The sequence below is a fragment of the Aeromicrobium terrae genome, from assembly GCF_008039565.1.
GTDB lineage: Bacteria > Actinomycetota > Actinomycetes > Propionibacteriales > Nocardioidaceae > Aeromicrobium > Aeromicrobium terrae.
In genome coordinates this window covers 444,746-466,110 of record NZ_VDUX01000002.1, presented here as the reverse complement: position 1 = coordinate 466,110, position 21,365 = coordinate 444,746, and the positions used below count along the sequence as shown (strand labels likewise).

The following is a 21,365-nucleotide window of genomic DNA, read 5'->3' as shown; positions in this document are numbered from 1 at the left end:
ACACGTGTACACGTTTCAGCCGACCGGTCGGGTCCGCTTCCCGTGCTTCTCGCGGCTCGCGGTGAGCTCGTCGATGAACGCCGACGCCCAGTGGTCGATGTCGTGCTCGAGGACGTGCTTGCGCATCGCCTTCATCCGCCGCGCGGTCTCACGGTCGTCGGCACGCATGGCGTCGAGCAGCGCGGTCTTCACCCCGTTGATGTCGTACGGGTTGACGCGGTACGCCGACCGCAGCTCGGCCGCGGCGCCGGCGAACTCGCTGAGCACCAGCGATCCGCAGTCGTCGTAGCGGCAGGCGACGTACTCCTTGGCCACCAGGTTCATGCCGTCGCGCAGGGGCGTGACGACCATGACGTCCGCGGCGCGGTAGAGCGCAGCCATCTCCTCGCGCGGGTACGACGCGTGCAGGTACGTGATCGGCTGCTGCCCGATGCGGCCGACGTCGCCGTTGATCCGGCCGACGAGCCGGTCGATGTCGTCGCGGAGCAGCCGGTACTGGTCGACGCGCTCGCGTGACGGCGTGGCCACCTGGACGAACACGGCGTCGTCCACGTCGACGGAACCTTCGGTGATGAGCTCGCCGAACGCGCGGAGGCGCTGGCGCAGGCCCTTCGTGTAGTCGAGCCGGTCGATCCCGAGGAGGACGTGCTTCGGGTCGCCGAGGCTCTGGCGGATCTCCTTGGCCCGCGCCTCGACCGCGTCGGTGCGGGCCAGCTCCTCGAACCCGGCGGCGTCGATGGAGATGGGGTAGGAGCGCGCCAGCACGGTGCGGCCGTCGGGCAGGTAGACGGTGTCGCGGTGCGTCTTGTGCCCCACGCGCTCGCGGACCAGGCGCACGAAGTTCTGTGCAGCTCCCGGCAGCTGGAACCCGACGAGGTCTGCTCCCATGAGGCCCTCGAGGATCTGCCGTCGCCACGGCAGCTGCGAGAACAGCTCGCGCGGCGGGAACGGGATGTGCAGGAAGAAGCCGATGCGCAGGTCGGGCCGCAGGTCGCGGAGCATCGCCGGCACCAGCTGGAGCTGGTAGTCCTGCACCCACACGGTGGCGTTGCGCCGGGCGACGCGAGCGGCCTTCTCGGCGAAGCGCCGGTTCACGGTGACGTACGAGTCCCACCACTCGCGGTGGAACTCCGGCGGCGCGATGACGTCATGGTAGAGCGGCCAGAGCGTCCCGTTGGAGAAGCCCTCGTAGTACTCGCGCACCTCCTGGCCGGACAGCGGCACCGGGACGAGGCGGACCCCGTCGTGGTCGAACGGCTTGAGCTTCTCGTCGGGCGCGCCGTGCCAGCCGATCCACGCGCCGCCCTTGCGCCGCATGACCGGCTCGAGCGCGGTGACCAGGCCGCCGGGGGACGTGCGCCAGGTGGTGCCACCGCCGGGCTCGATGAACCGGTCCACGGGCAGGCGGTTCGCGATCACCACGAACTCAGCCAGGGATCCCGCCATGGGTCCCAGGGTAGTAGCGCCTCCGTGACCGAGCAGGTTGTCTACGTGTACGAGACGCCGAGCTGGGACCGGATCTCGTCCATCACCCGCATCACCGCGAGCGTCCCGTCCGGAGGCAGCACGTCGGACGTCGTGCTGCCGGCCCGCAGGCACGCCGCGACCTCCGCGATCTCGTGCGCGTAGCCCCGGCCGGTCACCGGGTCGGCGAACTCGTGCACGCTGCCGCCCGACGCGAGGGTGAACGACCGTCCCTCGTGGAAGCGCGGAGCGATCTCGATGCGCCCGACGTCGCCGGCGATGGACGCGCGGTTGTCCGAGTGCGCCACCTGGGTCCACGCGACGTCGGCCACCGCGCCGCCCGGATACGTCAGGACGGCGCCGCCGCTCACGTCGAAGCCGCGCTCGTGCATCGTGCCCGCCGCGACCACCGCGTCGGGCTCGCCGAGCACGAGGTGCGCGAACGTCAGCGGATAGATGCCGACGTCGAGCAGGGCGCTGGCGCCGAGGGCGGGCTCCCACATCCGGTCGACGTCGGGGTCGGCGACCATCCCGAGCTCGGCCCGCACCTGGGCGATGCGGCCGCAGGCGCCGTCGTGCGCCATCGCGACGGCCGCACGGATGTTCGGGTTGGCGCGCATCCACATGGCCTCGGCGAAGAACAGGCCGCGCCGGTGCGCCTCCTCGATCAGGTGCCCGCTGCTCGACGTGTCCAGCGTCAGCGGCTTCTCGCAGAGCACGGCCTTGCCGGCCTCGAGGCACAGCATCGCGTCGGCCTCGTGGCGTCCGTGCGGCGACGCGACGTAGACGACGTCGACGTCCGGGTCGGCGGCGAGGTCCGCGTAGTCACCGTGCGCGTGGACCGCCCGTTCAGGGGTGAAATACTGCTCCGAGAACTGGCGCGCGGAGTCCGTGCTGCGCGACCCGACGGCCACCAGCTCGTTGCCCTCCACGAGGGCGAGGTCGGACGCGAAGGAGTGAGCGATCCGGCCGGTGGCGAGGATTCCCCAGCGAATGGTGGGGGAGGACACGGGCGACATGGACCCATCCAACCAAATGACATCGGTGTCATTCGTACCGTAGGATCAACGACATGAGCGCAGCGGAGCAGCCGAGCCACGGCCCGTCGGCCGCCGCCTCGTCCCTCAGCGAGCGCGACCGCGAGATCCTCGCGCTCGAGCGCCTGTGGTGGCAGTACGCCGGCGCCAAGGAGCAGGCCATCCGCGACAAGTTCGACATGTCGTCCACGCGGTACTACCAGGTGCTCAACGCCCTCATCGACCGTGACGACGCGCTGGCCTTCGATCCCCTGCTCGTCAAGCGACTGCGTCGGCTGAGGGCGCAGCGGCAGCGCAACCGGTCCGCCCGGCGCCTGGGCATCGATCTCTGACGAGGCACCCGGTGGTCGATCACCGCAGGACGCCGAGCCGCAGGGCGTACGTCCTGCCGGGATGGGTCCTCTCCGTCGTGGCGGCGGCCTGCGTGCTGGGCGTGATCGGTCTGGCCTGGGTCGCGCTCTCTGGCGGTGGCGACGACGACGGGATGCCGGCCAGCTACGGCGGTCCCACCGACAGCACGGCGTCGCCGTCCGCCAGTCCCACGCCGACGCCGACCCCCACTCCCACTCCCACGCCGTCGGAGACACCCACGCCGACGCCGACCCCCGAGGCCGACCGCTCGGGCATCGCGGTGTCGGTGCTGAACGCGTCGGGCACCACCGGCCTGGCCCGGCAGGTCGCCGAGCGCGTCGAGCAGGCCGGCTGGACCGTCGGAGCCGTCGGCAACTGGACCACCGGGTCCACGGCCAACACCGTCCACTTCCCGGCGGGCCACGAGGCCGAGGCGCGGCTCCTGGCGAAGGACCTCGGCATCGACGCGGTGCTGCCGAGCACCAACGGCATGAGCACGGTGCGGCTGACGGTCGTCCTGCACCGCCTGCCATGATCTGACCATGTCAGGGAGCCCCGCGGCAGCCCGGTCCGCCGTGGTCGCCGATCCGTCCGGCACGCTCCTCGCTCTCGACTTCGACGGCACCCTGGCCCACGTCGTGGACGACCCGGAGCTCGCGTTCGCGCACACCCACGCGGTCGACGCCCTGGCCCGGCTGGGCAGCACGCTCGGCCGCATCGCCGTCATCACCGGTCGACCGGTCCGGCAGGCGATCGAGCTCGGCGGGTTCGCCGGCCGGCCCGGACTCGAGCGGATGCTCGTGTGCGGGCAGTACGGCGCGGAGCGCTGGGAAGCCGAGACCGGTGAGGTGGAGGTGCCCGACCCGCCGCCTGCGGTGCGCGAGGTGGTCGCCCTGCTGCCCGGCTGGCTGGCCGAGCGCGGCGCCGGCGAGGTGCGGCTCGAGGACAAGGGCCTCGCGGTCGTCCTCCACACCCGTGGGCTCGAGCCCGGGCTGATCGACGAGCTCACCGAGCCGCTGACGGCATTGGCCGGCGAGCACGGGCTGACGGTCGAGCCCGGCCGCCAGGTGCTCGAGCTGCGCGCGCCCGGTCACGACAAGGGCCAGGTGCTGCAGGAGGTGGCGGACGCGATGTCCGCGCGCTACGTGATCTTCGCCGGCGACGACCTCGGCGACCTCCCGGCCTTCGACGCCGTCGACCGCATGCGTGCCGACGGACGGGGCGGTCTGCTGATCGCGTCGGCCTCGGCCGAGCAGGACGCGCTCGTCGCGCGTGCCGACCTCGTGCTCGACGGCCCCGACGCCGTGGCTGCGTGGCTCGGCAGCCTCGCCGACGACCTCGGCGCCTGACCATGCTGCCGAGCACGCCCTGGACGCGGGTGCGGACCGTCCTCAACTGGCTCAACCTGAGCACGCCGCTCGGGCTGTTGATCGCCTGGATCGGCGGCGCCACCGTCCAGCGGCGTGGGCGGGGCACCTACCTCGCGAGCGGCTACCGCTGGCGATTCCCCAAGGCGGGCGCGTTCACCATCGGCTCGGTCATCCTCAGCCGGCACGACGTCGACTGGCTGGGCGAGCGCCCCCTGCTCCTGCAGCACGAGGACCGGCACTGCACGCAGTACGCGTTCCTCGTCGGGACGCCCATGCTCCCGCTGTACTTCCTCGCCGTGCTGTTCTCGTACGCCGTCGCGGGCGACCACTCGTCGTACAACCCGTTCGAGCGGCTGGCCAGCCTGTCCGACGGGGGTTACCGGCCGCCGTCCACGAGGTGGTCACGACCGTCTCACTGAGCGGACAAAGTGGACGCATCGTGAGACGCCCCCGTAGGCTGGACCCACTCATCACGAGGGGTAGAGGGACACGGCCCGACGAAACCCCAGCAACCAGCTCGACTGAGCCAGGTGCTCCTTCCGTCCCGGGCGAGAGTCGACCCGGGAAAGATGACCCAGGAGGTCCCGTGACCATCACGGCCCCAGATTCGGTCGGCACCCTCCGCGACGGCGCCTTCGGCCCCGCGCGTTCGCTCGTCTGTCGCGAGTGCGGCACGGAGCGCGAGCTCGGCCCCCACTACGTCTGCCACGAGTGCTTCGGCCCGCTCGAGATCGGCTACGACTTCGGCACCGTCACCCGCGAGCAGATCGAGGCGGGCCCCCGCAACATCTGGCGTTACAAGGCGCTGCTGCCCGTGCCCGACGACATCGAGCAGAGCCCGAACCTCGAGCCCGGCTTCACCCGCCTGCTGGAGGCGAAGAACCTCGGCGCCGAGCTGGGCATCGCCAAGCTGTGGGTCAAGGACGACAGCACCAACCCCACGAACTCCTTCAAGGACCGCGTCGTCGCGTGCGCCCTGAGCGCCGCCCGCGAGCTGAACGCCCGGGTGTTCGCGTGCCCGTCCACCGGCAACCTCGCCAACGCCGTCGCCGCGGCCGGTGCTCGCGCGGGCATCAAGACCGTCGTCTTCATCCCGAGCGACCTGGAGACGCCGAAGCAGGTCAACTCCGCGATCTACACCGAGAACCTCGTGGCCGTCGACGGCACCTACGACGACGTCAACAAGCTGGCCAGCGAGATCGCCGGCGAGGAGGAGGGCTGGGCGTTCGTCAACGTCAACGTCCGCCCGTTCTACGCCGAGGGCTCCAAGACGCTCGGCTACGAGATCGCCGAGCAGCTCGGCTGGCGCCTGCCGGACCAGATCGTCATCCCGGTGGCGTCGGGCTCGCAGCTCACCAAGGTGCACAAGGCGTTCCAGGAGCTCGTCGCGCTCGGCCTCGTCGAGGCCAAGCCGTACAAGGTCTTCGGCGCCCAGGCCACCGGCTGCTCACCGGTCGCCACCGCCTACAAGGACGGCGTCGACGCCATCCGCCCGGTCAAGCCCGACACGATCGCCAAGTCGCTGGCCATCGGCAACCCCGCCGACGGCATCTACGTGCTCGACATCTGCCGGGCCACCGGCGGCACGGTCGAGGACATCAGCGACGACGAGGTCCGTGACGCGATCGTGCTGCTCGCCCGCACCGAGGGCATCTTCACCGAGACCGCCGGCGGCACCACGGTCGGTGTGCTGAAGAAGCTCACCGAGACCGGCCAGCTCGACCCCGACCTCGAGACCGTCGTGATCAACACCGGCCACGGCCTCAAGACCCTCGACGCGGTCAGCGACCGCGTCGGCCCGGCCGCCACCATCGCCCCCACGTACGACGCGTTCGTCGCTGCGAACCTGATCTAGGAGAGAAGGACACTCATGGCCGTCTCGGTCCGCATCCCGACCATCCTCCGCACCTACACCGGAGACCAGTCCCAGGTGAGCGCCGAGGGCTCCACGCTGTCGGAGGTCCTCGACTCCCTGGAGTCGAACCACCCCGGCATCAAGGCCCGCGTCGTCGACGAGCAGGGGGCGCTGCGCCGCTTCGTGAACATCTACGTCGCGGAGGAGGACGTGCGCTTCGCGTCCGGTCTGGACACCCCCACCCCGGAGGGGACCCAGGTGAGCATCATCCCCGCAGTGGCAGGTGGCTGAGGGCGGGTAGTCTCACCCCAGGAAGAGGCCGCGCGGGTCTTCTGCAGCAACGAGTGGAGTAACGGCATGGTGCAAGGCACCGTCAAGTGGTTCAACGCCGACAAGGGCTACGGGTTCATCGAGGTCGAGGGCCAGGACGACGTGTTCGTGCACTGGTCGAAGATCAAGTCCGAGGGCTACAAGACCCTCGAGGACGGCCAGGCCGTGGAGTTCGAGGTCGTCGACGGTCCCAAGGGTCGCGAGGCGCACGAGGTTCTCGGCCAGTAGGTCCGCCCGTCGTGACGTGCTGTAACACTGTGTTACAGCACACGCCATCCATCACTTGCGATGGCACATAGCCGACGACATGCTGTCAGTATGTTCATCACGGCTACGGGCTCAGCGCCCGCCGGCGGAGCGGCGCTCGACCAGGTCATCGGCCTGACGGTCGGCGCAGCCGTCGTGACCGCGATCCTCCTGTACATCGCCTGGGCGCACCGCACCCACCGCATCGAGTGGTTCCAGCGCGCCGGCGAGCGACTCCGCGGGCGCACCAACGAGCCCGGCTGGGCGTCCATCCCCGAGCTGTTCGTCGCGAGCTCGCTGATCGTCGCGCTGCTCGGCTTCATGTGGGACGTCAGCTACCACGCCGGCCGCGGCCGCGACGCCGGCCCGCTGGCGAACCCAGCGCACTACCTGATCCTCTACGGACTCTTCGCGCTGTTCGTCGCCGGCATGTCCGCCATCGTGTACCCGCGCGACGGCGAGAAGCCGGGCATCGCCTCGGTCCGCATCACCCGTCAGTGGTACGCGCCGGTCAGCGGCATCTTCATCGCCGCCTGCGGCCTCTACGCCCTGATCGGCTTCCCGCTCGACGACGTCTGGCACCGGCTGTTCGGCCAGGACGTCACGCTGTGGGGTCCCACGCACCTGATGCTGATCGGCGGTGCAGGCCTCTCCACCGCTGGCATCATCCTGCTGCACCGCGAGGCGGAGTTCTCGAAGGAGTGGACCACCGCGGAGCACTCGATGGGGTCGCACTTCTTCCACAAGCTGTCGCTGTCCATGGCGTTCGGCGGCCTGCTGATCGGTCTGTCGGTGTTCCAGGCCGAGTTCGACTTCGGCGTGGCCCAGTTCCGCATGGTGCTCGAGCCGATGATGATCGCCGGCGCCGCGGCCCTCGCCCTCGTGGCGGCCCGTCTGTACGCGGGTCCGGGCGCGGCCGTCTTCGCCGCCGGGTTCTTCGTCATCGTGCGCGGCATCGTCTCGTTCGTCGTGAGCGACGTCTTCGGGCAGTCGCACCACGTGTTCCCGCTCTACATCGGCAGCGCGGTCCTGATCGAGCTGCTGGCGTTCACGAGGCTGAAGGACAAGCCGCTCGCGTTCGGTGCGGTCGGCGGCCTGCTGATCGCCACCGTCGGCAGCGTCATCGAGCTGTTCTGGACCGACCTCGTCTTCCCGTTCCCGTGGCACCAGGACGTCTGGCTCGAGTCGCTCGCGATGACCATCCCGGTCGCCGTCGGCACCGGCCTCTGCGGCGCACTGTTCTACCTCGGCCTCGAGGGGCGCGCCCCGACGCGCACCGCGGGACGGATCATCGTCACCGGCACGATCCTGGTGACGGCCGCCGCCGTCGGCAACGGCCTTTACGCCACCGTCCCCGACGACGCGAAGGCCACGATCACCACCACGCAGGTCGGCACCGAGCGCGACCCGCAGATCATGGCGAAGATCAGCGTCAGCCCCGCCGACCTGGTCGACGACCACCCGACGTGGGTGCAGCTGACCGCGTGGCAGGGCGGTCGCCGGGACGTCTCCGGCGTCGTCACCCAGGAGCTGAAGCGCACCGGTGACAACACGTGGGAGACCACGCGCCCGGTCCCGGTCGGGAACAACTGGAAGACGCTCGTGCGCGTCCAGGACGGCCGGATGCTCACCGCCGCGCCGATCTTCCTGCCGAAGGACCCGGAGCTCGGCGCCAAGGAGGTCCCGGTCCAGGCCGAGATGACGCGCGACTTCGTGCCGGAGATCGACATCCTCCAGCGCGAGCGCACCGACGACGCCCCGGCGTGGCTGTGGACCCTGGCCAACATCATCGTGCTGCTGTGCAGCCTGGCGATCCTCGCCGGCATCTCGGTAGCCGTCGCACGCGTCTCGCGCAGCATCGGCGAGCATCATGCCCGCGAGAGGAGCAGCGGGGACGCACCTACGCTGACCTCATGACCCCGGCCGGAGAGCAGCTGCTCGCTCACCACGCGGCCCTCCTGGCGATCCCCGCCCTGGTGCCGGCCGTGGTGGTCGTGGGCGTCGTGCTGTACATCGCGCGCAAGGACCGGCGCGACGAGGCGGAGGAGCGCGACCTGATCGAGCGAGCCTTCGAGAAGGACGACGACGGAGAGGACGACGCATGAGGACGTTGATCGCCGCCTGCGCGGCAGCGCTGGTGCTGACCGGGTGTGGCAGCTCCGACGGAGGGTCGTCGGGCTCGTCGGACGGACCGGTGACCGTCGACATCGCGATCAAGGACGGCAAGGTCACGCCGCAGGGCGACCGCGTCGACGTGAAGGTCGGTCAGAAGGTCACGCTGCACATCACGTCGGACACCGACGAGGAGATCCACGTCCACTCCGAGCCTGAGCACGAGTACGAGGTGAAGCCGGGTGACGACGTCGAGGAGTCGTTCACGATCGAGACGCCCGGCCAGGTCGCCGTCGAGGCGCACCACCTCGAGGCCACGATCGTCCAGCTCGTGGTGAAGCCCTGATCAGCGGGCTCCAGACCCACGGGCTCGGCGGGTCGACCGACCTGCCGATCCCGTTCCTGTACGCCATGGTCGGTGCCTCCTGGGCCCTGACGATCTCGTTCGGGGTCCTCGCGCTGGCGTGGAAGGAGCCGCGCTTCGAGGCAGTGTCCGATTCCGCCCAGGGCCCGGAACCCCTTCCGCGACGGCGGGCTTGGCTCTCGTCGATCGGCCTCGTCGTCGCCGCCTGGTGGCTCGGGGTGCTCTACCTGGGCCCGGACGACGCGGCCAACGGCGGTCTCGGCGCCTTCTACATCTACGTGTGGGTCGGCCTCGTGCCGCTCGCCATCCTGGCCGGACACGTGTGGCGCGACCTGTCGCCGTGGCGGACCATCCAGGCCGTCGTGGGCCGGCTGACCGGTCGCCCGGACGGATTCGTCGAGTACCCGGCGTGGCTCGGCTACTGGCCGGCGGTGGCGGGGGTCTTCGCGTTCGTGTGGCTGGAGCTGGCCTCGCCGGACCCCGGCTCGGTCGGCGCCGTCCGCACCTGGGTGGCGGTCTACGCGGTGGTCACGGTCGTCGCCGGCATCGTGCTCGGCCCGCGCTGGTACGACCGCGGCGACCCGCTCGACGTCTACTCCGGCATCGTGGCGCACCTGTCGCCGTTCGTGGCCGACGGTCGTTGGACGCTGCACAACCCGCTCCGCACCCTGCCACGTGTTCCCGTCCACCCCGGGCTCGTCGCACTCCTCGGGACGCTGCTGGGCTCCACCGCGTACGACAGCTTCTCGGCGTCGTCGTTCTGGCAGCAGAAGTCGCTGTCCAGCGTCCAGCACACGCTGACCCTCATCGGCTTCTGCGCCGTCGTGGCCCTGCTGTTCCAGGCGGCGTCGCGAGCCACCGGCGGCGTGACCGCCGAGGAGCGTTCCCGCCTGCCGGGCCGGCTCGCGCACTCGCTCGTGCCGATCGTCATCGGCTACGTCTTCGCGCACTACCTGACCTACCTGGTCGAGAAGGGTCAGGGCGTCGCCCACGCGCTCGTTGGCTCCGAGCCCGACGTCACCTACGTGCTGTCCACGCACACCTCGACACTCGCCGCGCTCAAGGTCGGCTTCGTCGTCGCCGGCCACGTCCTGGCCGTCGTCGCCGCGCACGACCGGGCGCTGATCGTGCTGCCGCGCGCGCACCGGCTCACCGGCCAGCTCGCGATGCTCGTGCTGATGGTCGGCTACACCTTCACCGGGCTCTTCCTGCTCTTCTCGGTGTAGGAGACCCCGTTGAACGACCTTGGTTAGCACTCGTATAGTGAGAGTGCTAAGTCCATTGGTCCCACCCAGAACCGGAGACATCCACCCATGGCAAAGTCCATTGCGTTCAACGAGGAAGCCCGGCGTGGGCTCGAGCGGGGCATGAACCAGCTCGCCGACGCCGTGAAGGTCACCCTCGGCCCCAAGGGCCGCAACGTGGTCCTCGAGAAGAAGTGGGGAGCTCCCACGATCACCAACGACGGCGTGTCGATCGCCAAGGAGATCGAGCTCGAGGACCCCTACGAGAAGATCGGTGCCGAGCTCGTCAAGGAGGTCGCCAAGAAGACCGACGACGTCGCGGGCGACGGCACCACCACCGCCACCGTGCTCGCCCAGGCGCTCGTGCGTGAGGGCCTGCGCAACGTCGCCGCCGGCGCCAACCCGATGGGCCTGAAGAAGGGCATCGAGACGGCCGTCGAGGCCATCAGCAGCCAGCTGCTGGGCCTGGCCAAGGACGTCGAGACGAAGGAGCAGATCGCCTCCACCGCGTCCATCTCGGCCGCTGACCCGACCGTCGGCGAGATCATCGCCGAGGCCATGGACAAGGTCGGCAAGGAAGGCGTCATCACCGTCGAGGAGTCGAACACGTTCGGCCTCGACCTCGAGCTCACCGAGGGCATGCGGTTCGACAAGGGCCACCTGTCGGGCTACTTCGTCACCGACCCCGAGCGCATGGAGACCGTGCTCGAGGACCCGTACATCCTCATCGTGAACTCCAAGATCAGCTCGGTGAAGGACCTCGTGCCGGTGCTCGAGAAGGTCATGCAGTCGGGCAAGCCGCTGGTCATCATCGCCGAGGACGTCGAGGGCGAGGCGCTCGCGACGCTGATCGTGAACAAGATGCGCGGCACCTTCAAGTCCGTCGCCATCAAGGCCCCGGGCTTCGGCGACCGCCGCAAGGCCATGCTGGCCGACATCGCGATCCTCACCGGCGGTGAGGTCATCAGCGAGGAGGTCGGTCTCAAGCTCGAGAACGCCGACATCTCCCTGCTCGGCACGGCCCGCAAGGTCGTCACCACCAAGGACGAGACCACCATCGTCGAGGGCGGCGGCTCGCAGGAGCAGATCACCGGCCGGGTCAACCAGATCCGCGCCGAGATCGAGAACAGCGACTCCGACTACGACCGCGAGAAGCTGCAGGAGCGCCTGGCGAAGCTGGCCGGCGGCGTGGCCGTCATCAAGGTCGGCGCGGCCACCGAGGTCGAGCTCAAGGAGCGCAAGCACCGCATCGAGGACGCCGTCCGCAACGCGAAGGCTGCCGTCGAGGAGGGCATCGTCGCCGGTGGCGGCGTGGCGCTCGTCCAGGCCACCGCCGCGGCGTTCGAGAAGCTGCAGCTCGAGGGCGACGAGGCCACCGGCGCCGCGATCGTCAAGGCCGCTGCCTCGGCCCCGCTGAAGCAGATCGCCGTGAACGCCGGCCTCGAGGGCGGCGTCGTGGCGGAGAAGGTCGCCGGCCTCGACGCCGGTCACGGCCTGAACGCCGCCACGGGCGAGTACGTCGACCTGATCGCCGAGGGCATCATCGACCCGGCCAAGGTCACCCGCTCGGCGCTGCAGAACGCGGCGTCCATCGCGGCCCTGTTCCTCACCACGGAGGCCGTCGTCGCCGACAAGCCGGAGCCCGCTCCGGCCGGCGGTGGCGCTCCCGACATGGGCGACATGGGCGGCATGGGCTTCTGACCCACAGGTACATCGCGAAGGCCCCGGCTCCGGCCGGGGCCTTCGTGCGTCCACCACAAAACCGCAGGTGGTGACAACGTTGTCAGAAAGTCCTTGACAACGTTGTCAGCGGCTGCGCACGATGGCCCGCATGGCTCGCCGACCCACGCTGCACGACGTCGCCTCGCACGCCGGCGTGAGCATCAAGACGGTCTCCCGGGTGGTCAACCATGAGGCGTCCGTGAGCGAGGAGGTGCGCACCCGGGTCGCGGCCTCGATCGCCGAGCTGCACTACGTGCCGAACTCGTTCGCGCGGTCCCTGAAGTCCGGCGGCGGCGACACGATCGGCGTGGTGATGGACTCCATCGCCGACCCGTTCTTCGCCGAGCTGATGAGCGCTGTCGAGGCTCGGGCGCTCGACGCCGGCATGACGGTGATCTTCGGCAGCACCGGCTCCGACCCGGAGCGTGAGCGCCAGCAGGTCGAGCGGATGGCGATGCAGCGCGTCCGCGCCCTGATCCTCGCGCCCGTCACCGGCGACCACTCCTACCTCGAGCGCTTCCGCGCGACGTTGCCGATCGTCATGGTCGACCGGCAGGTCGAGATCGGCGGCTACGACATCGTCGCCGTCGACGACCGCGGGCTGACCCGGCAGGCGGTGGACCACCTCACCGAGCGCGGCCACCGGCGCATCGCGTTCGTCGGCAACGACGTGCACTTCCCGACCACGGCCCATCGTCTGCTCGGCTACCGCGACGCGCTCGCCGCGGTCGACGTCGAGCCCGACCCGTCCTGGTTCCCCGAAGGTAGCGGCGACGAGGACGAGGCGTTCGACGTCGTCACCCGCCTGCTGGCCGCACCGGAGCCGCCGACGGCCGTGTTCGCGGCGAACCCGCGCGCCGCGATGGGCGCGGTCCACGCGCTCCACGTCGCCGGCCGCACCGACGTCGCGATGATCAGCTTCGGCGACTTCCCGATGGCCACGACGCTCACGCCGGCCATCACCTGCGTGAACCAGGACCCGCACGGCATCGGGGTCGCGGCCACGGAGCGGGTCATCGCCCACCTCGACGCCCGCGAGCACGACCGCCCGGACGAGCACCCGCTCGAGATCATCGTCGACACCGAGCTCGTCGCGCGCGGCTCGGGGGAGCTGGAGCCCGCATGAAGCCCGTCACCCTCGCTCCCAACCTGGTCGAGCACTACTACGCCGGCGGTGCGCGGATCGCCGACCTGCGCGGCATCGAGGCGACGTCGGACCATCAGCCGGAGGAGTGGATCGCCGCGACGGTGACCCGTGCCGACGGCAGCGGACTGGGCCTCGCCCGCACCGTCGACGGCGACGTCCTGCGCGACGTGATCGCGGCGGACCCGGTCGCCTGGACCGGTGTCGATCGCGGCAGCGACACCGGCATCCTCGTGAAGCTGCTCGACGCCGGCCAGCGGCTCCCGGTGCACCTGCACCCGGACCGCCGGTTCGCGTCGGACCACCTGGACTGCCCCTACGGCAAGACCGAGGCCTGGTACGTCCTGGACGTCGACGAGGGCGCCGCGGTGCACCTGGGGTGGCGCGAGGACGTCGACCCCGTCGAGGTCGCCCGCCGTCGCGACGCGCAGGACGGCGACTGGATGCTGGACCACCTCAACCGGGTCGAGGTCCGCCCCGGCGACGGCGTGCTCGTGCCCGCCGGGTTGGCCCACTCGATCGGCGCCGGCGTCTTCGTGGTGGAGGTCCAGGAGCCGACCGACTTCTCGATCGTCCTGGAGTGGTCGATCACGACGTCCGGTCCCGAGGACTCGCACCTCGGCCTGGGCATGGACCTCGCCCTCGAGGCGCTGGACACCCGCGGCACGACGCCGGACGCGCTCGACCGGCTGGTGCTCCACGAGGGCGACCGGCGCGGTTCGTCGGTCCTCCCCGAGGCGGCGGACGACTTCTTCCGCCTCGACCTCCTGGAACGGGGCTCGGTCGACGCCGGGTTCGCCGCGGTGGTCGCGCTCGACGGGGACGGGGAGGTCGTCACGGCCGACGGCACCACCGCGCTGGGCCGCGGGGGAGTGCTGGTCGTTCCCGCAGCGGCCGGCGACTGGTCGTTGCGCGGAGACGTCCGCGCGCTCGTCGCCCGGCCGGCGGCGAGCTGGAAGGAGATGCATGTCTGAGCAGCCCATCCTCGAGGCGCGCGGCCTGTCGCGCCGGTTCGGGCACGTCACGGCGCTGGACGGCGCCGACTTCGACGTGCGCCCGGGCGAGGTCGTCGCGCTGATCGGCGACAACGGCGCCGGCAAGTCGACGCTGGTGAAGGCGCTGTCCGGCAACCTCGCCGTGGACAGCGGGGAGATCCGCTTCGACGGGAAGCCGGTCGCGATCGAGACCCCGACGGTGGCCAGCGGCCTCGGCATCGAGACCGTCTACCAGGACCTCGCGCTGGCGCCGCATCTCGACCCGGTGGCGAACATGTTCCTCGGCCGCGAGGTGATGCGGCCGGGCGTCCTCGGCGCCCTCGGCTTCATGGACGCCAAGCAGATGCGCGTCGGCGCGCAGGAGGCCTTCGACCTGCTCGGCGCCACCGTCACGGACCTGAACGTGCCCGTCGGCTCGATGTCCGGCGGGCAGCGGCAGGCGATCGCGATCGCGCGCGCCGTGCACTGGGCCAACCGCGTGGTGTTCCTCGACGAGCCGACGGCCGCCCTAGGGGTGCGGCAGACGGCCAACGTGCTGGACACCATCCGGCGCGTCCGCGACCACGGCGTCGCGGTGGTGTTCATCAGCCACTCGATGCCGCACGTCATCGAGGTCTCCGACCGCGTGCAGGTGCTCCGCATGGGACGCCGGGTCGCGACGTTCGAGACCGCGCAGACGTCGATGGAGGAGCTGGTCGGCGCCATGACCGGCGTGAACGGGGAAGCAGCATGAGCGTCCAGGCACCGCCCACGTCCATCACGACGCGGATCGTGCGCGTGCAGGCGTTCCAGATCCTGCTCGTGCTGATCGCCATCTGGGTCGTCTTCGCGATCCTCGAGGGCGACCGGTTCGCCACCGTCGGCAACATGCGGCTCGTCGCGCAGAACGCGGCCATCCTCGCGATCCTCGGCGTCGGCATGACGTTCGTGATCATCACTGCGGGCATCGACCTGTCGATCGGCTCGGTGATGGTGTTCTCCGGCGTCATCGGCGCGAAGGTCATGGTCGCCCAGGGCGGCGACGGCTGGGGCACGGCGTGGCTCGGCATCGCGGCGTCCGTCGCGGCCGGTCTGGCCTGGGGCCTGGTCAACGGCGTGCTGGTCGCCAAGGCCAAGATCCCGCCGCTGATCGTCACCCTGGGCACGCTCGGCATGGCTCTCGGGCTGGCGCAGATCATCACCAAGGGCGTCGACATCCGCGAGGTCCCGCTCGTGATGCAGAGCAAGATCGGCTACGGCAACGCGTTCGGCGACGTGCCGATGCTTGCAGGGATCGCCCTGGTCTTCCTCGTCGTCGGCGGCGTCGTCCTGCACCTCACCCGGTTCGGCCGCCACACGTACGCCATCGGCTCCAACGAGGAGGCCGCCCGTCGCGTCGGCCTGAAGGTCGACCGCCACCTCATCGCCGTCTACGCCATCTCCGGCGGCCTCGCCGGCGTGGCCGGGATCCTGTCGCTCGCCCAGTTCGCGACGACCGCGATCGCCGGGCAGTCGCAGACCAACCTGAACGTCATCGCCGCCGTGGTCATCGGCGGCACGTCGCTGTTCGGCGGCGTCGGCACGATCTTCGGCACGGTCGTCGGCCTGTTCATCCCGGCGGTCCTGCAGAACGGATTCATCATCGTCGGCATCCAGCCGTTCTGGCAGCAGGTCGCCGTCGGTGCCGTCCTGATCGTCGCCGTCTACGTCGACCAGCTGCGTCGCGCCGCCGCCCAACGCGGTGGGCGCACCAACGTCCTGTCCCGGCTCCGGGGCAGGGAGAGCACCTCGAACGAGGAGTGAAGGAGAAGGACGCATGAAGCGCACATCACGAGGCCTCGCCGCCGCTGCGGCCGTGGCGCTCGCCGTCGGGTCGCTCGCCGCGTGCGGCAGCTCGGACGGTGGGGGCGGCGGCTCGGACTCCAAGAAGATCGCCTTCATCCAGGGCGTCTCGGGCGACGAGTTCTACATCACCATGCAGTGCGGGATCGAGGCCGAGGCGAAGAAGCTCGGCGCCAAGGTCACCACCCAGGGACCGGAGAAGTTCGACCCGACGCAGCAGAAGCCGATCGTCGACTCGGTCGTCGCGAGCCGGCCGGACGCGATCCTGGTCGCCCCGACCGACGTCTCGGCCATGCAGGCCCCGCTGAAGGCGGCGTCCGACGCCGGCATCAAGGTCGTGCTCGTCGACACCACCGTGAACGACCCGTCGTTCGCGGTCTCGCAGATCTCGTCGGACAACGAGGGCGGCGGCGCGGCGGCCTTCGAGGCGATCAAGGAGCTGGCGCCGGACGGCGGCAAGGTGCTCGTGGTCTCCACCGACCCGGGCGTCTCGACCGTGGACGCGCGCGCGAAGGGCTTCAAGGACGCGGCCGCGAAGGACTCGTCGTTCCAGTTCCTCGGCGTGCAGTACAGCCACAACGAGCCGACGCAGGCGGCCAAGATCGTCACCGCCGCGCTGCAGAAGGACCCGGACATCGTCGGCATCTTCGCCACGAACGTGTTCTCCGCGGAGGGGAGCGCGACCGGCATCCGTCAGGCCGGCAAGCAGGGCAAGGTCAACGTGGTCGGGTTCGACGCGGGCCCGGCCCAGGTCAAGCAGCTGCGGGACGGCACCGTGCAGGCGCTGATCGCCCAGCAGCCCGACGTGATCGGCTCCGACGGCGTCCAGCAGGCCATCGCGGCGCTGGACGGGAAGTCGACGAAGAAGACGATCCAGACCGGGTCGACGATCATCACGAAGGACAACGTGGACGGCGACGCCAAGGACGCCGTCTACCAGTCCTCCTGCTGATCAGAGCTCGGTCCGCACCTCGAGGAGCTCGGGGAAGAAGGTGAGGTCGAGCGCGCGTCGGAGGAACCCGACGCCGCTCGACCCGCCGGTGCCGCGCTTGTGGCCGATGATCCGTTCGACGGTCTTGAGGTGGCGGAACCGCCAGAGCTGGAACCCCTCCTCGACGTCGACGAGCTCCTCGCACGTCTCGTACGCCTCCCAGAACTCGTCGGGGGCGGCGTAGACGCGGCGGAAGACCTCGACCACGCCGGGGTGCGCCTCGTACGGCTGGGAGAAGTCGCGTTCGAGGACGTCGGCCGGGACGTCGTGACCCTGCCGCGCCAGGTGCGCCAGGAAGGCGTCGTAGAGGCTCGGGCCGGCGAGGTCGGCGGCCAGCTGGTCGTGCAGCGCGTCGTCGTGGGCGAAGACCTCGATCATCGCCGGGTTCTTGTTGCCGAGCAGGAACTCCACGGTCCGGTACTGGGGCGACTGGAACCCGGACGCCCGGCCGAGCTGGTCGCGGAACTGCAGGTACTCGACCGGCGTGAGGGTCTCGAGCACCGACCACTGCTCGAACATCTGCTTCTGGATGGCCTTGACCCGTGCCAGCCGCTTGAGCGCGGGTGCGCCGTCGTCCGCGCCGAGCAGCGCGATGGCCGAGCGGAGCTCGTGGATCAGCTGCTTGAGCCACAGCTCGGTGACCTGGTGCTGGACGATGAACAACATCTCGTCGTGGTGGTCCGACACCGGTTGCTGCGCCGACAGCAGCTCGTCCAGCCGCAGGTAGCTCGCGTAGGTGAGCTCGCCCCGCAGGTCGGTGGCGACACCCTCCTCGATCGGTCGGTAGGACGTCATGCTCGTCAACGTATCTGGCGTAGCCTGCGCGCGTGGACATCGAGGACGCCGGCCGGCTGCCGGACGGACGGGCGGTGCGCCGGGTCCGCCTCCGCAGCGGCGACGCGCGTCTCGACGTCCTCGACCTCGGGGCCACGGTCGACGCCTGGGTCCCGTCCGGCTCCGGACGCAGCGTGGTCGTCGGGCTCGACGGCGACGTCGCGGAGCGGTGGCGACAGCGGCGCGTCTACGCGGGCGTCGTCGGTGGCCGCTACCTGAGCCGGATCCGCGACGGCCGGTTCGAGCTCGACGGGACCGAGCACCGACTCGTCACCAACGACGGACCGCACACCCTGCACGGCGGGCCGGACGGGTTCGACGCGCGGACCTGGCAGGTCGACGACGTCGCCGAGGACAGGGTCCGGCTGAGCCTGGTCAGCCCGGACGGCGACCAGGGATTTCCCGGCACCCTGCGTGCCTCGGTCACGTACCGGCTGGCGCCCGAGGTCGTCACCGTCGAGCTGAGCGCCGAGACCGACGCGCCGACCGTGGTGGGTCTCGGCAGCCACCCGTACTTCGACGTCGGCGCCGGCCCCGTGCTCACCGTCGCGGCCCAGCGCTGGATCCGGCCCGACGAGGACTCCGTCGCGTTGCCAGGCTCGGAGCCGGTCGACGGCTCAGGGGTCGACGCCCGCGACGGCCTGCCGGTCCCGCCGGGTGCGGGTCTGGACCTCGCGTACCTGGTCGACGGCGACGGACTGCGGCCGATGGCTCGGCTCGAGGGCGCGGACGGGACCGTCGTCGTCGAGGGCGACCAGCCGGCGCTGCAGGTGTTCACCGACGGGGCGCTCGGCGGCGTCGCGCTGGAGGTGCAGCGCGAGCCGGACGGGCCGAACCGGCCGGGCGCGGCCGCGGTGCTGTGGCCGGGCGAGGTCTATTCCTCGCGGGTGGTCTGGCGCTGGTCGAGCACGCCGGCGGTCGCGGCGCGGTAGCGCTCGAGCACCTCGGGGTGGTGCTCGCCGGTCATCGTCACCGCGGATGCGGCCGGCCACTGCGGTGCGTCGTCGGTCCCGACGGCGACCCACGCCGCCTGGCGGGCGGCCCCTAGCGCGACGTACTCGGCCGGCTCCGGCACGACGACGTCGATGCCGAGCACCGTCGGGCCGATCTCGCGGACGGCCCGCGACCTGGCGCCGCCGCCGACCAGCTGGGCGCTGGTGACCTCCACGCCCTGGTCCCGCATCGCGTCGAGGGCGTCGGCCAGCAGGCACCAGAGCCCCTCGACGGCGGCCCGCGCGAGGTTCTCCCGCGTCGTGCCGGCCAGGGTCAGACCGGCGAGACTGCCGGTGGCGTCCGGGCGGTTGGGCGTCCGCTCACCCTCCAGGTACGGGACGTGGACGATGCCGGCGGCGCCGGGCTCGGCGGCGAGGGCCAGCGCGTCGAGTCCGGCGTGGTCGACCTGCAGCAGCGCGGCCATCATGTCGAGCACACGCGCGCCGTTCAGCGTGGCGGCCAGCGGGAGGTAGTGGCCGGTGGCGTCCGCGAAACCGGCGATGAGGCCGGAGGCGTCGTGGGTGGGCGTCGTGGACACGGCGGCGACGACTCCCGAGGTGCCGATCGAGAACGAGGTCTCGCCGGGTCGCAGCCCGAGGCCGAGCGCCGCGCCCGCGTTGTCGCCGCAGCCAGGGCCGAGGGCGAGGCCCGGCCCGTCGACCGAGGCTGACGGGTCCAGGACGGTCGGCAGCACGACGTCGTCGGCGTCGCGTCGCAGCGCTCGGGCGAGCAGGTCGCGACGGTACTCACCGGCGACGGCGTCGAAGTAGCCCGTGCCGGACGCGTCCGACCGGTCGGTCACCAGGTCGGCGAGGCGGCCCGTGCCGCGCAGCCGCCAGGTCAGCCAGTCGTGGGGGAGGGCGACGGCTGCGACGCGCGCGGCGTTGTCCGGCTCGTGGTCGGCGAGCCACCGCAGCTTCGTGACGGTGAACGACGCCACCAGGACGCTGCCGGTCGCCTGCGCCCACTCCTCGGGACCGAGCTCGTCGACGAGGTCGGACGCCGCCCGGGCCGACCTGGTGTCGTTCCAGAGCAGGGCCGGCCGGACGACCTGGCCGTCGGCGTCGAGGGCGACCATCCCGTGCTGCTGCCCGCCCACCGACACGGCCTCGACGTCGTCGAGTCCGCCGGCGGCCTCGATGGCTTCTTGCAGGGCCGTCCACCACGCCTCGGGATCGACCTCGGTGCCGGCGGGGTGCTTCGCCGACCCGGACCGCACGACCGTCCCGTCGTCCGCGTCGACGACGAGCACCTTGCAGGACTGCGTCGAGGAGTCGACGCCGGCGACGAGCATCAGCCGATGAGGTGCTCGACGGCGAGCTGCTGCAGCGCCACGAAGCCGCCGTTCCGCTGCGCGGCGACGTCCGGGTCGAAGCCCTCGTCGTCGGCCAGGATGCTGGCCGCGGTCTCGCCCTCGGCGAGCGTCGGCTGGGCGAGCTCGAGGACGCCGGCCGCCGTCATCGCCTCCTGGACGCGCGGGTCCGCACGGAACGCCTTGGCCTTCTCGGCGAGCGCGATGTAGGTGGCCATGTTCGCGGCCGCGGACGCCCACACGCCCTCCATGCCCTCGGTGCGCGACGGCTTGTAGTCGAAGTGGCGCGGTCCTTCGTAGCGCGGGCCGTCCGGGTAGCCCGGGAAGCCGTTCTCGAGCAGGTCGACGGTGAAGAACGCGGACATCAGGTCGCCGTGGCCGAACACCAGGTCCTGGTCGTACTTCAGGCCGCGCTGGCCGTTCAGGTCGATGTGGAAGAGCTTGCCGTGCCACAGCGCCTGGCCGAGCGTGTGCGTGTAGTTGAGGTTCGCCATCTGCTCGTGGCCGGTCTCGGGGTTCAGGCCGACGATGTCGCCGTGCTCGAGCTCGGAGATCAGGGCCAGGGCGTGGCCGACCGTCGGCAGGAAGATGTCGCCGCGGGGCTCGTTCGGCTTGGGCTCCAGGCCGATGCGCAGGTCGTAGCCCTTCTCCTTGATGTAGCCCGCGATCGTGTCGAGACCCTCCTTGTAGCGCTCGTGCGCGGCGTAGACGTCCTTCGAGCCGTCGTACTCGCTGCCCTCGCGACCGCCCCACATGACGAACGTGGTCGCGCCCATCTCGGCGGCGACGTCGACGTTGCGCAGGATCTTGCGGAGGCCGAACCGGCGGACGGAACGGTCGTTCGCGGTCAGCCCGCCGTCCTTGAAGACCGGGTGCGTGAACGTGTTGGTGGTGACCATCTCGATGACGAGTCCGGCACCGTCGGCGGCGTCCTTGACGTCGCGCAGCGCCTTCTCCCGGGTGGCGTCGTCGGCGCCGAACGGGACGACGTCGTCGTCGTGGAACGTGATGCCCCAGGCGCCGAGCTCGGCCAGCTTCTCGGTGTACTCACGCGGCGTGAGCGGGGACCGGGTCGCGGTGCCGAACGGGTCGACGCCGATCCAGCCGACCGTCCAGAGGCCGAAGGAGAACTTGTCGTCGGGACGGGGCGGACGGACGGTCATGCGGGGCTCCTAGAAAA

Annotated in this window: 23 protein-coding genes and 1 riboswitch; of the genes, 18 read left to right on the top strand and 5 right to left on the bottom strand. The window is 71.0% G+C overall.

The genetic code is table 11. From position 1 onward, the window contains the following. Positions 1 to 15: 15 nt before the first annotated feature. Together FHP06_RS05900 and FHP06_RS05895 are read right to left on the bottom strand one after the other, a co-directional pair. Entirely contained in the window at positions 16 to 1,446 is a 1,431-nt protein-coding gene (locus FHP06_RS05900; RefSeq protein ID WP_147684710.1) for an alpha,alpha-trehalose-phosphate synthase (UDP-forming), read from the bottom strand. A 41-nt stretch (positions 1,447 to 1,487) separates the two neighbouring features. Beyond that, positions 1,488 to 2,483, bottom strand: a complete 996-nt coding sequence (locus tag FHP06_RS05895) for a Gfo/Idh/MocA family protein (protein ID WP_147684709.1) — start codon at positions 2,481 to 2,483, stop codon at positions 1,488 to 1,490. Positions 2,484 to 2,536: 53 nt separating this feature from the next. Between FHP06_RS05895 and FHP06_RS05890 the strand changes: the two genes are divergently transcribed. The 17 genes from FHP06_RS05890 to FHP06_RS05810 all read left to right on the top strand — a co-directional run bounded on the left by FHP06_RS05890 (position 2,537) and on the right by FHP06_RS05810 (position 17,007). Beyond that, the gene (locus FHP06_RS05890; protein ID WP_147684707.1) at positions 2,537 to 2,833 is read left to right on the top strand and encodes a DUF3263 domain-containing protein; all 297 of its coding nucleotides are present in this window, start codon (positions 2,537 to 2,539) and stop codon (positions 2,831 to 2,833) included. Between the two features lie 11 nt (positions 2,834 to 2,844). Further along, positions 2,845 to 3,387, top strand: a complete 543-nt coding sequence (locus tag FHP06_RS05885) for a LytR C-terminal domain-containing protein (RefSeq protein ID WP_147684705.1) — start codon at positions 2,845 to 2,847, stop codon at positions 3,385 to 3,387. A 7-nt stretch (positions 3,388 to 3,394) separates the two neighbouring features. Next, positions 3,395 to 4,201, top strand: a complete 807-nt coding sequence (gene otsB / locus FHP06_RS05880) for a trehalose-phosphatase (RefSeq protein ID WP_147684703.1) — start codon at positions 3,395 to 3,397, stop codon at positions 4,199 to 4,201. A gap of 2 nt (positions 4,202 to 4,203) precedes the next feature. Next, entirely contained in the window at positions 4,204 to 4,641 is a 438-nt protein-coding gene (locus FHP06_RS05875) for a hypothetical protein (RefSeq protein WP_147684701.1), read from the top strand. A 45-nt stretch (positions 4,642 to 4,686) separates the two neighbouring features. Then, positions 4,687 to 4,798: riboswitch (SAM riboswitch) on the top strand. Between the two features lie 10 nt (positions 4,799 to 4,808). Continuing rightward, positions 4,809 to 6,077 (top strand): threonine synthase, encoded by a 1,269-nt coding sequence (gene thrC / locus FHP06_RS05870; protein WP_147684700.1) that lies wholly within the window; start codon positions 4,809 to 4,811, stop codon positions 6,075 to 6,077. Between the two features lie 15 nt (positions 6,078 to 6,092). After that, positions 6,093 to 6,368: a MoaD/ThiS family protein gene (locus FHP06_RS05865; protein WP_147684698.1), complete on the top strand. Its 276-nt coding sequence runs from the start codon at positions 6,093 to 6,095 to the stop codon at positions 6,366 to 6,368. 66 nt (positions 6,369 to 6,434) lie between these two features. Next, on the top strand, positions 6,435 to 6,635 hold the full coding sequence (locus tag FHP06_RS05860; protein ID WP_147684696.1) for a cold-shock protein: 201 nt from the start codon (positions 6,435 to 6,437) through the stop codon (positions 6,633 to 6,635). 90 nt (positions 6,636 to 6,725) lie between these two features. Further along, positions 6,726 to 8,570 carry a hypothetical protein gene (locus FHP06_RS05855; RefSeq protein ID WP_147684694.1) on the top strand — a complete coding sequence of 615 codons (1,845 nt, stop codon included), beginning with the start codon at positions 6,726 to 6,728 and terminating at the stop codon, positions 8,568 to 8,570. Continuing rightward, positions 8,567 to 8,758, top strand: a complete 192-nt coding sequence (locus tag FHP06_RS05850) for a hypothetical protein (RefSeq protein WP_147684692.1) — start codon at positions 8,567 to 8,569, stop codon at positions 8,756 to 8,758. Before FHP06_RS05855 ends, FHP06_RS05850 begins: the two co-directional genes overlap by 4 nt. Beyond that, positions 8,755 to 9,111 carry a cupredoxin domain-containing protein gene (locus FHP06_RS05845; RefSeq protein WP_147684690.1) on the top strand — a complete coding sequence of 119 codons (357 nt, stop codon included), beginning with the start codon at positions 8,755 to 8,757 and terminating at the stop codon, positions 9,109 to 9,111. Before FHP06_RS05850 ends, FHP06_RS05845 begins: the two co-directional genes overlap by 4 nt. A gap of 65 nt (positions 9,112 to 9,176) precedes the next feature. Then, positions 9,177 to 10,355: a hypothetical protein gene (locus tag FHP06_RS05840; RefSeq protein WP_230973419.1), complete on the top strand. Its 1,179-nt coding sequence runs from the start codon at positions 9,177 to 9,179 to the stop codon at positions 10,353 to 10,355. A gap of 87 nt (positions 10,356 to 10,442) precedes the next feature. After that, positions 10,443 to 12,074, top strand: a complete 1,632-nt coding sequence (gene groL / locus FHP06_RS05835; protein WP_147684687.1) for a chaperonin GroEL — start codon at positions 10,443 to 10,445, stop codon at positions 12,072 to 12,074. Positions 12,075 to 12,204: 130 nt separating this feature from the next. Continuing rightward, positions 12,205 to 13,221 (top strand): LacI family DNA-binding transcriptional regulator, encoded by a 1,017-nt coding sequence (locus FHP06_RS05830; protein WP_187271803.1) that lies wholly within the window; start codon positions 12,205 to 12,207, stop codon positions 13,219 to 13,221. Next, positions 13,218 to 14,213 carry a class I mannose-6-phosphate isomerase gene (locus FHP06_RS05825; protein ID WP_147684683.1) on the top strand — a complete coding sequence of 332 codons (996 nt, stop codon included), beginning with the start codon at positions 13,218 to 13,220 and terminating at the stop codon, positions 14,211 to 14,213. The genes FHP06_RS05830 and FHP06_RS05825 overlap by 4 nt, the downstream gene beginning before the upstream one ends. After that, positions 14,206 to 14,967 carry an ATP-binding cassette domain-containing protein gene (locus FHP06_RS05820; protein ID WP_147684681.1) on the top strand — a complete coding sequence of 254 codons (762 nt, stop codon included), beginning with the start codon at positions 14,206 to 14,208 and terminating at the stop codon, positions 14,965 to 14,967. The genes FHP06_RS05825 and FHP06_RS05820 overlap by 8 nt, the downstream gene beginning before the upstream one ends. Next, positions 14,964 to 16,016 carry an ABC transporter permease gene (locus tag FHP06_RS05815; protein WP_147684679.1) on the top strand — a complete coding sequence of 351 codons (1,053 nt, stop codon included), beginning with the start codon at positions 14,964 to 14,966 and terminating at the stop codon, positions 16,014 to 16,016. Before FHP06_RS05820 ends, FHP06_RS05815 begins: the two co-directional genes overlap by 4 nt. A 13-nt stretch (positions 16,017 to 16,029) precedes the next feature. Continuing rightward, entirely contained in the window at positions 16,030 to 17,007 is a 978-nt protein-coding gene (locus FHP06_RS05810) for an ABC transporter substrate-binding protein (RefSeq protein ID WP_147684677.1), read from the top strand. Here FHP06_RS05810 and FHP06_RS05805 read toward each other — a convergent pair whose 3' ends face one another. Beyond that, positions 17,008 to 17,841 carry a tryptophan 2,3-dioxygenase gene (locus FHP06_RS05805; protein ID WP_147684675.1) on the bottom strand — a complete coding sequence of 278 codons (834 nt, stop codon included), beginning with the start codon at positions 17,839 to 17,841 and terminating at the stop codon, positions 17,008 to 17,010. Between the two features lie 32 nt (positions 17,842 to 17,873). Here FHP06_RS05805 and FHP06_RS05800 point away from each other — a divergent pair, with 32 nt between their 5' ends. Continuing rightward, positions 17,874 to 18,812: an aldose epimerase family protein gene (locus FHP06_RS05800; protein ID WP_147684673.1), complete on the top strand. Its 939-nt coding sequence runs from the start codon at positions 17,874 to 17,876 to the stop codon at positions 18,810 to 18,812. Here FHP06_RS05800 and xylB read toward each other — a convergent pair. After that, positions 18,755 to 20,167 carry a xylulokinase gene (gene xylB, locus FHP06_RS05795; RefSeq protein WP_330999606.1) on the bottom strand — a complete coding sequence of 471 codons (1,413 nt, stop codon included), beginning with the start codon at positions 20,165 to 20,167 and terminating at the stop codon, positions 18,755 to 18,757. The genes FHP06_RS05800 and xylB overlap by 58 nt on opposite strands. Beyond that, positions 20,167 to 21,348: a xylose isomerase gene (gene xylA / locus FHP06_RS05790; protein WP_147684671.1), complete on the bottom strand. Its 1,182-nt coding sequence runs from the start codon at positions 21,346 to 21,348 to the stop codon at positions 20,167 to 20,169. Before xylA ends, xylB begins: the two co-directional genes overlap by 1 nt. Between the last annotated feature and the right edge of the window lie 17 nt (positions 21,349 to 21,365).

Coding starts and splice junctions, on each gene's coding strand:
- FHP06_RS05850 (WP_147684692.1), top strand. CDS start 8,567: ATGACCCCGGCCGGAGAGCAGCTGCTCGCTCACCACGCGGCCCTCCTG.
- FHP06_RS05845 (WP_147684690.1), top strand. CDS start 8,755: ATGAGGACGTTGATCGCCGCCTGCGCGGCAGCGCTGGTGCTGACCGGG.
- FHP06_RS05875 (WP_147684701.1), top strand. CDS start 4,204: ATGCTGCCGAGCACGCCCTGGACGCGGGTGCGGACCGTCCTCAACTGG.
- FHP06_RS05860 (WP_147684696.1), top strand. CDS start 6,435: ATGGTGCAAGGCACCGTCAAGTGGTTCAACGCCGACAAGGGCTACGGG.
- FHP06_RS05810 (WP_147684677.1), top strand. CDS start 16,030: ATGAAGCGCACATCACGAGGCCTCGCCGCCGCTGCGGCCGTGGCGCTC.
- FHP06_RS05820 (WP_147684681.1), top strand. CDS start 14,206: ATGTCTGAGCAGCCCATCCTCGAGGCGCGCGGCCTGTCGCGCCGGTTC.
- FHP06_RS05865 (WP_147684698.1), top strand. CDS start 6,093: ATGGCCGTCTCGGTCCGCATCCCGACCATCCTCCGCACCTACACCGGA.
- FHP06_RS05815 (WP_147684679.1), top strand. CDS start 14,964: ATGAGCGTCCAGGCACCGCCCACGTCCATCACGACGCGGATCGTGCGC.
- xylA (WP_147684671.1), bottom strand. CDS start 21,348: ATGACCGTCCGTCCGCCCCGTCCCGACGACAAGTTCTCCTTCGGCCTC.
- FHP06_RS05805 (WP_147684675.1), bottom strand. CDS start 17,841: ATGACGTCCTACCGACCGATCGAGGAGGGTGTCGCCACCGACCTGCGG.
- otsB (WP_147684703.1), top strand. CDS start 3,395: ATGTCAGGGAGCCCCGCGGCAGCCCGGTCCGCCGTGGTCGCCGATCCG.
- FHP06_RS05900 (WP_147684710.1), bottom strand. CDS start 1,446: ATGGCGGGATCCCTGGCTGAGTTCGTGGTGATCGCGAACCGCCTGCCC.
- FHP06_RS05890 (WP_147684707.1), top strand. CDS start 2,537: ATGAGCGCAGCGGAGCAGCCGAGCCACGGCCCGTCGGCCGCCGCCTCG.
- FHP06_RS05855 (WP_147684694.1), top strand. CDS start 6,726: ATGTTCATCACGGCTACGGGCTCAGCGCCCGCCGGCGGAGCGGCGCTC.
- groL (WP_147684687.1), top strand. CDS start 10,443: ATGGCAAAGTCCATTGCGTTCAACGAGGAAGCCCGGCGTGGGCTCGAG.
- FHP06_RS05825 (WP_147684683.1), top strand. CDS start 13,218: ATGAAGCCCGTCACCCTCGCTCCCAACCTGGTCGAGCACTACTACGCC.
- FHP06_RS05830 (WP_187271803.1), top strand. CDS start 12,205: ATGGCTCGCCGACCCACGCTGCACGACGTCGCCTCGCACGCCGGCGTG.
- xylB (WP_330999606.1), bottom strand. CDS start 20,167: ATGCTCGTCGCCGGCGTCGACTCCTCGACGCAGTCCTGCAAGGTGCTC.
- FHP06_RS05895 (WP_147684709.1), bottom strand. CDS start 2,483: ATGTCGCCCGTGTCCTCCCCCACCATTCGCTGGGGAATCCTCGCCACC.
- FHP06_RS05840 (WP_230973419.1), top strand. CDS start 9,177: ATGGTCGGTGCCTCCTGGGCCCTGACGATCTCGTTCGGGGTCCTCGCG.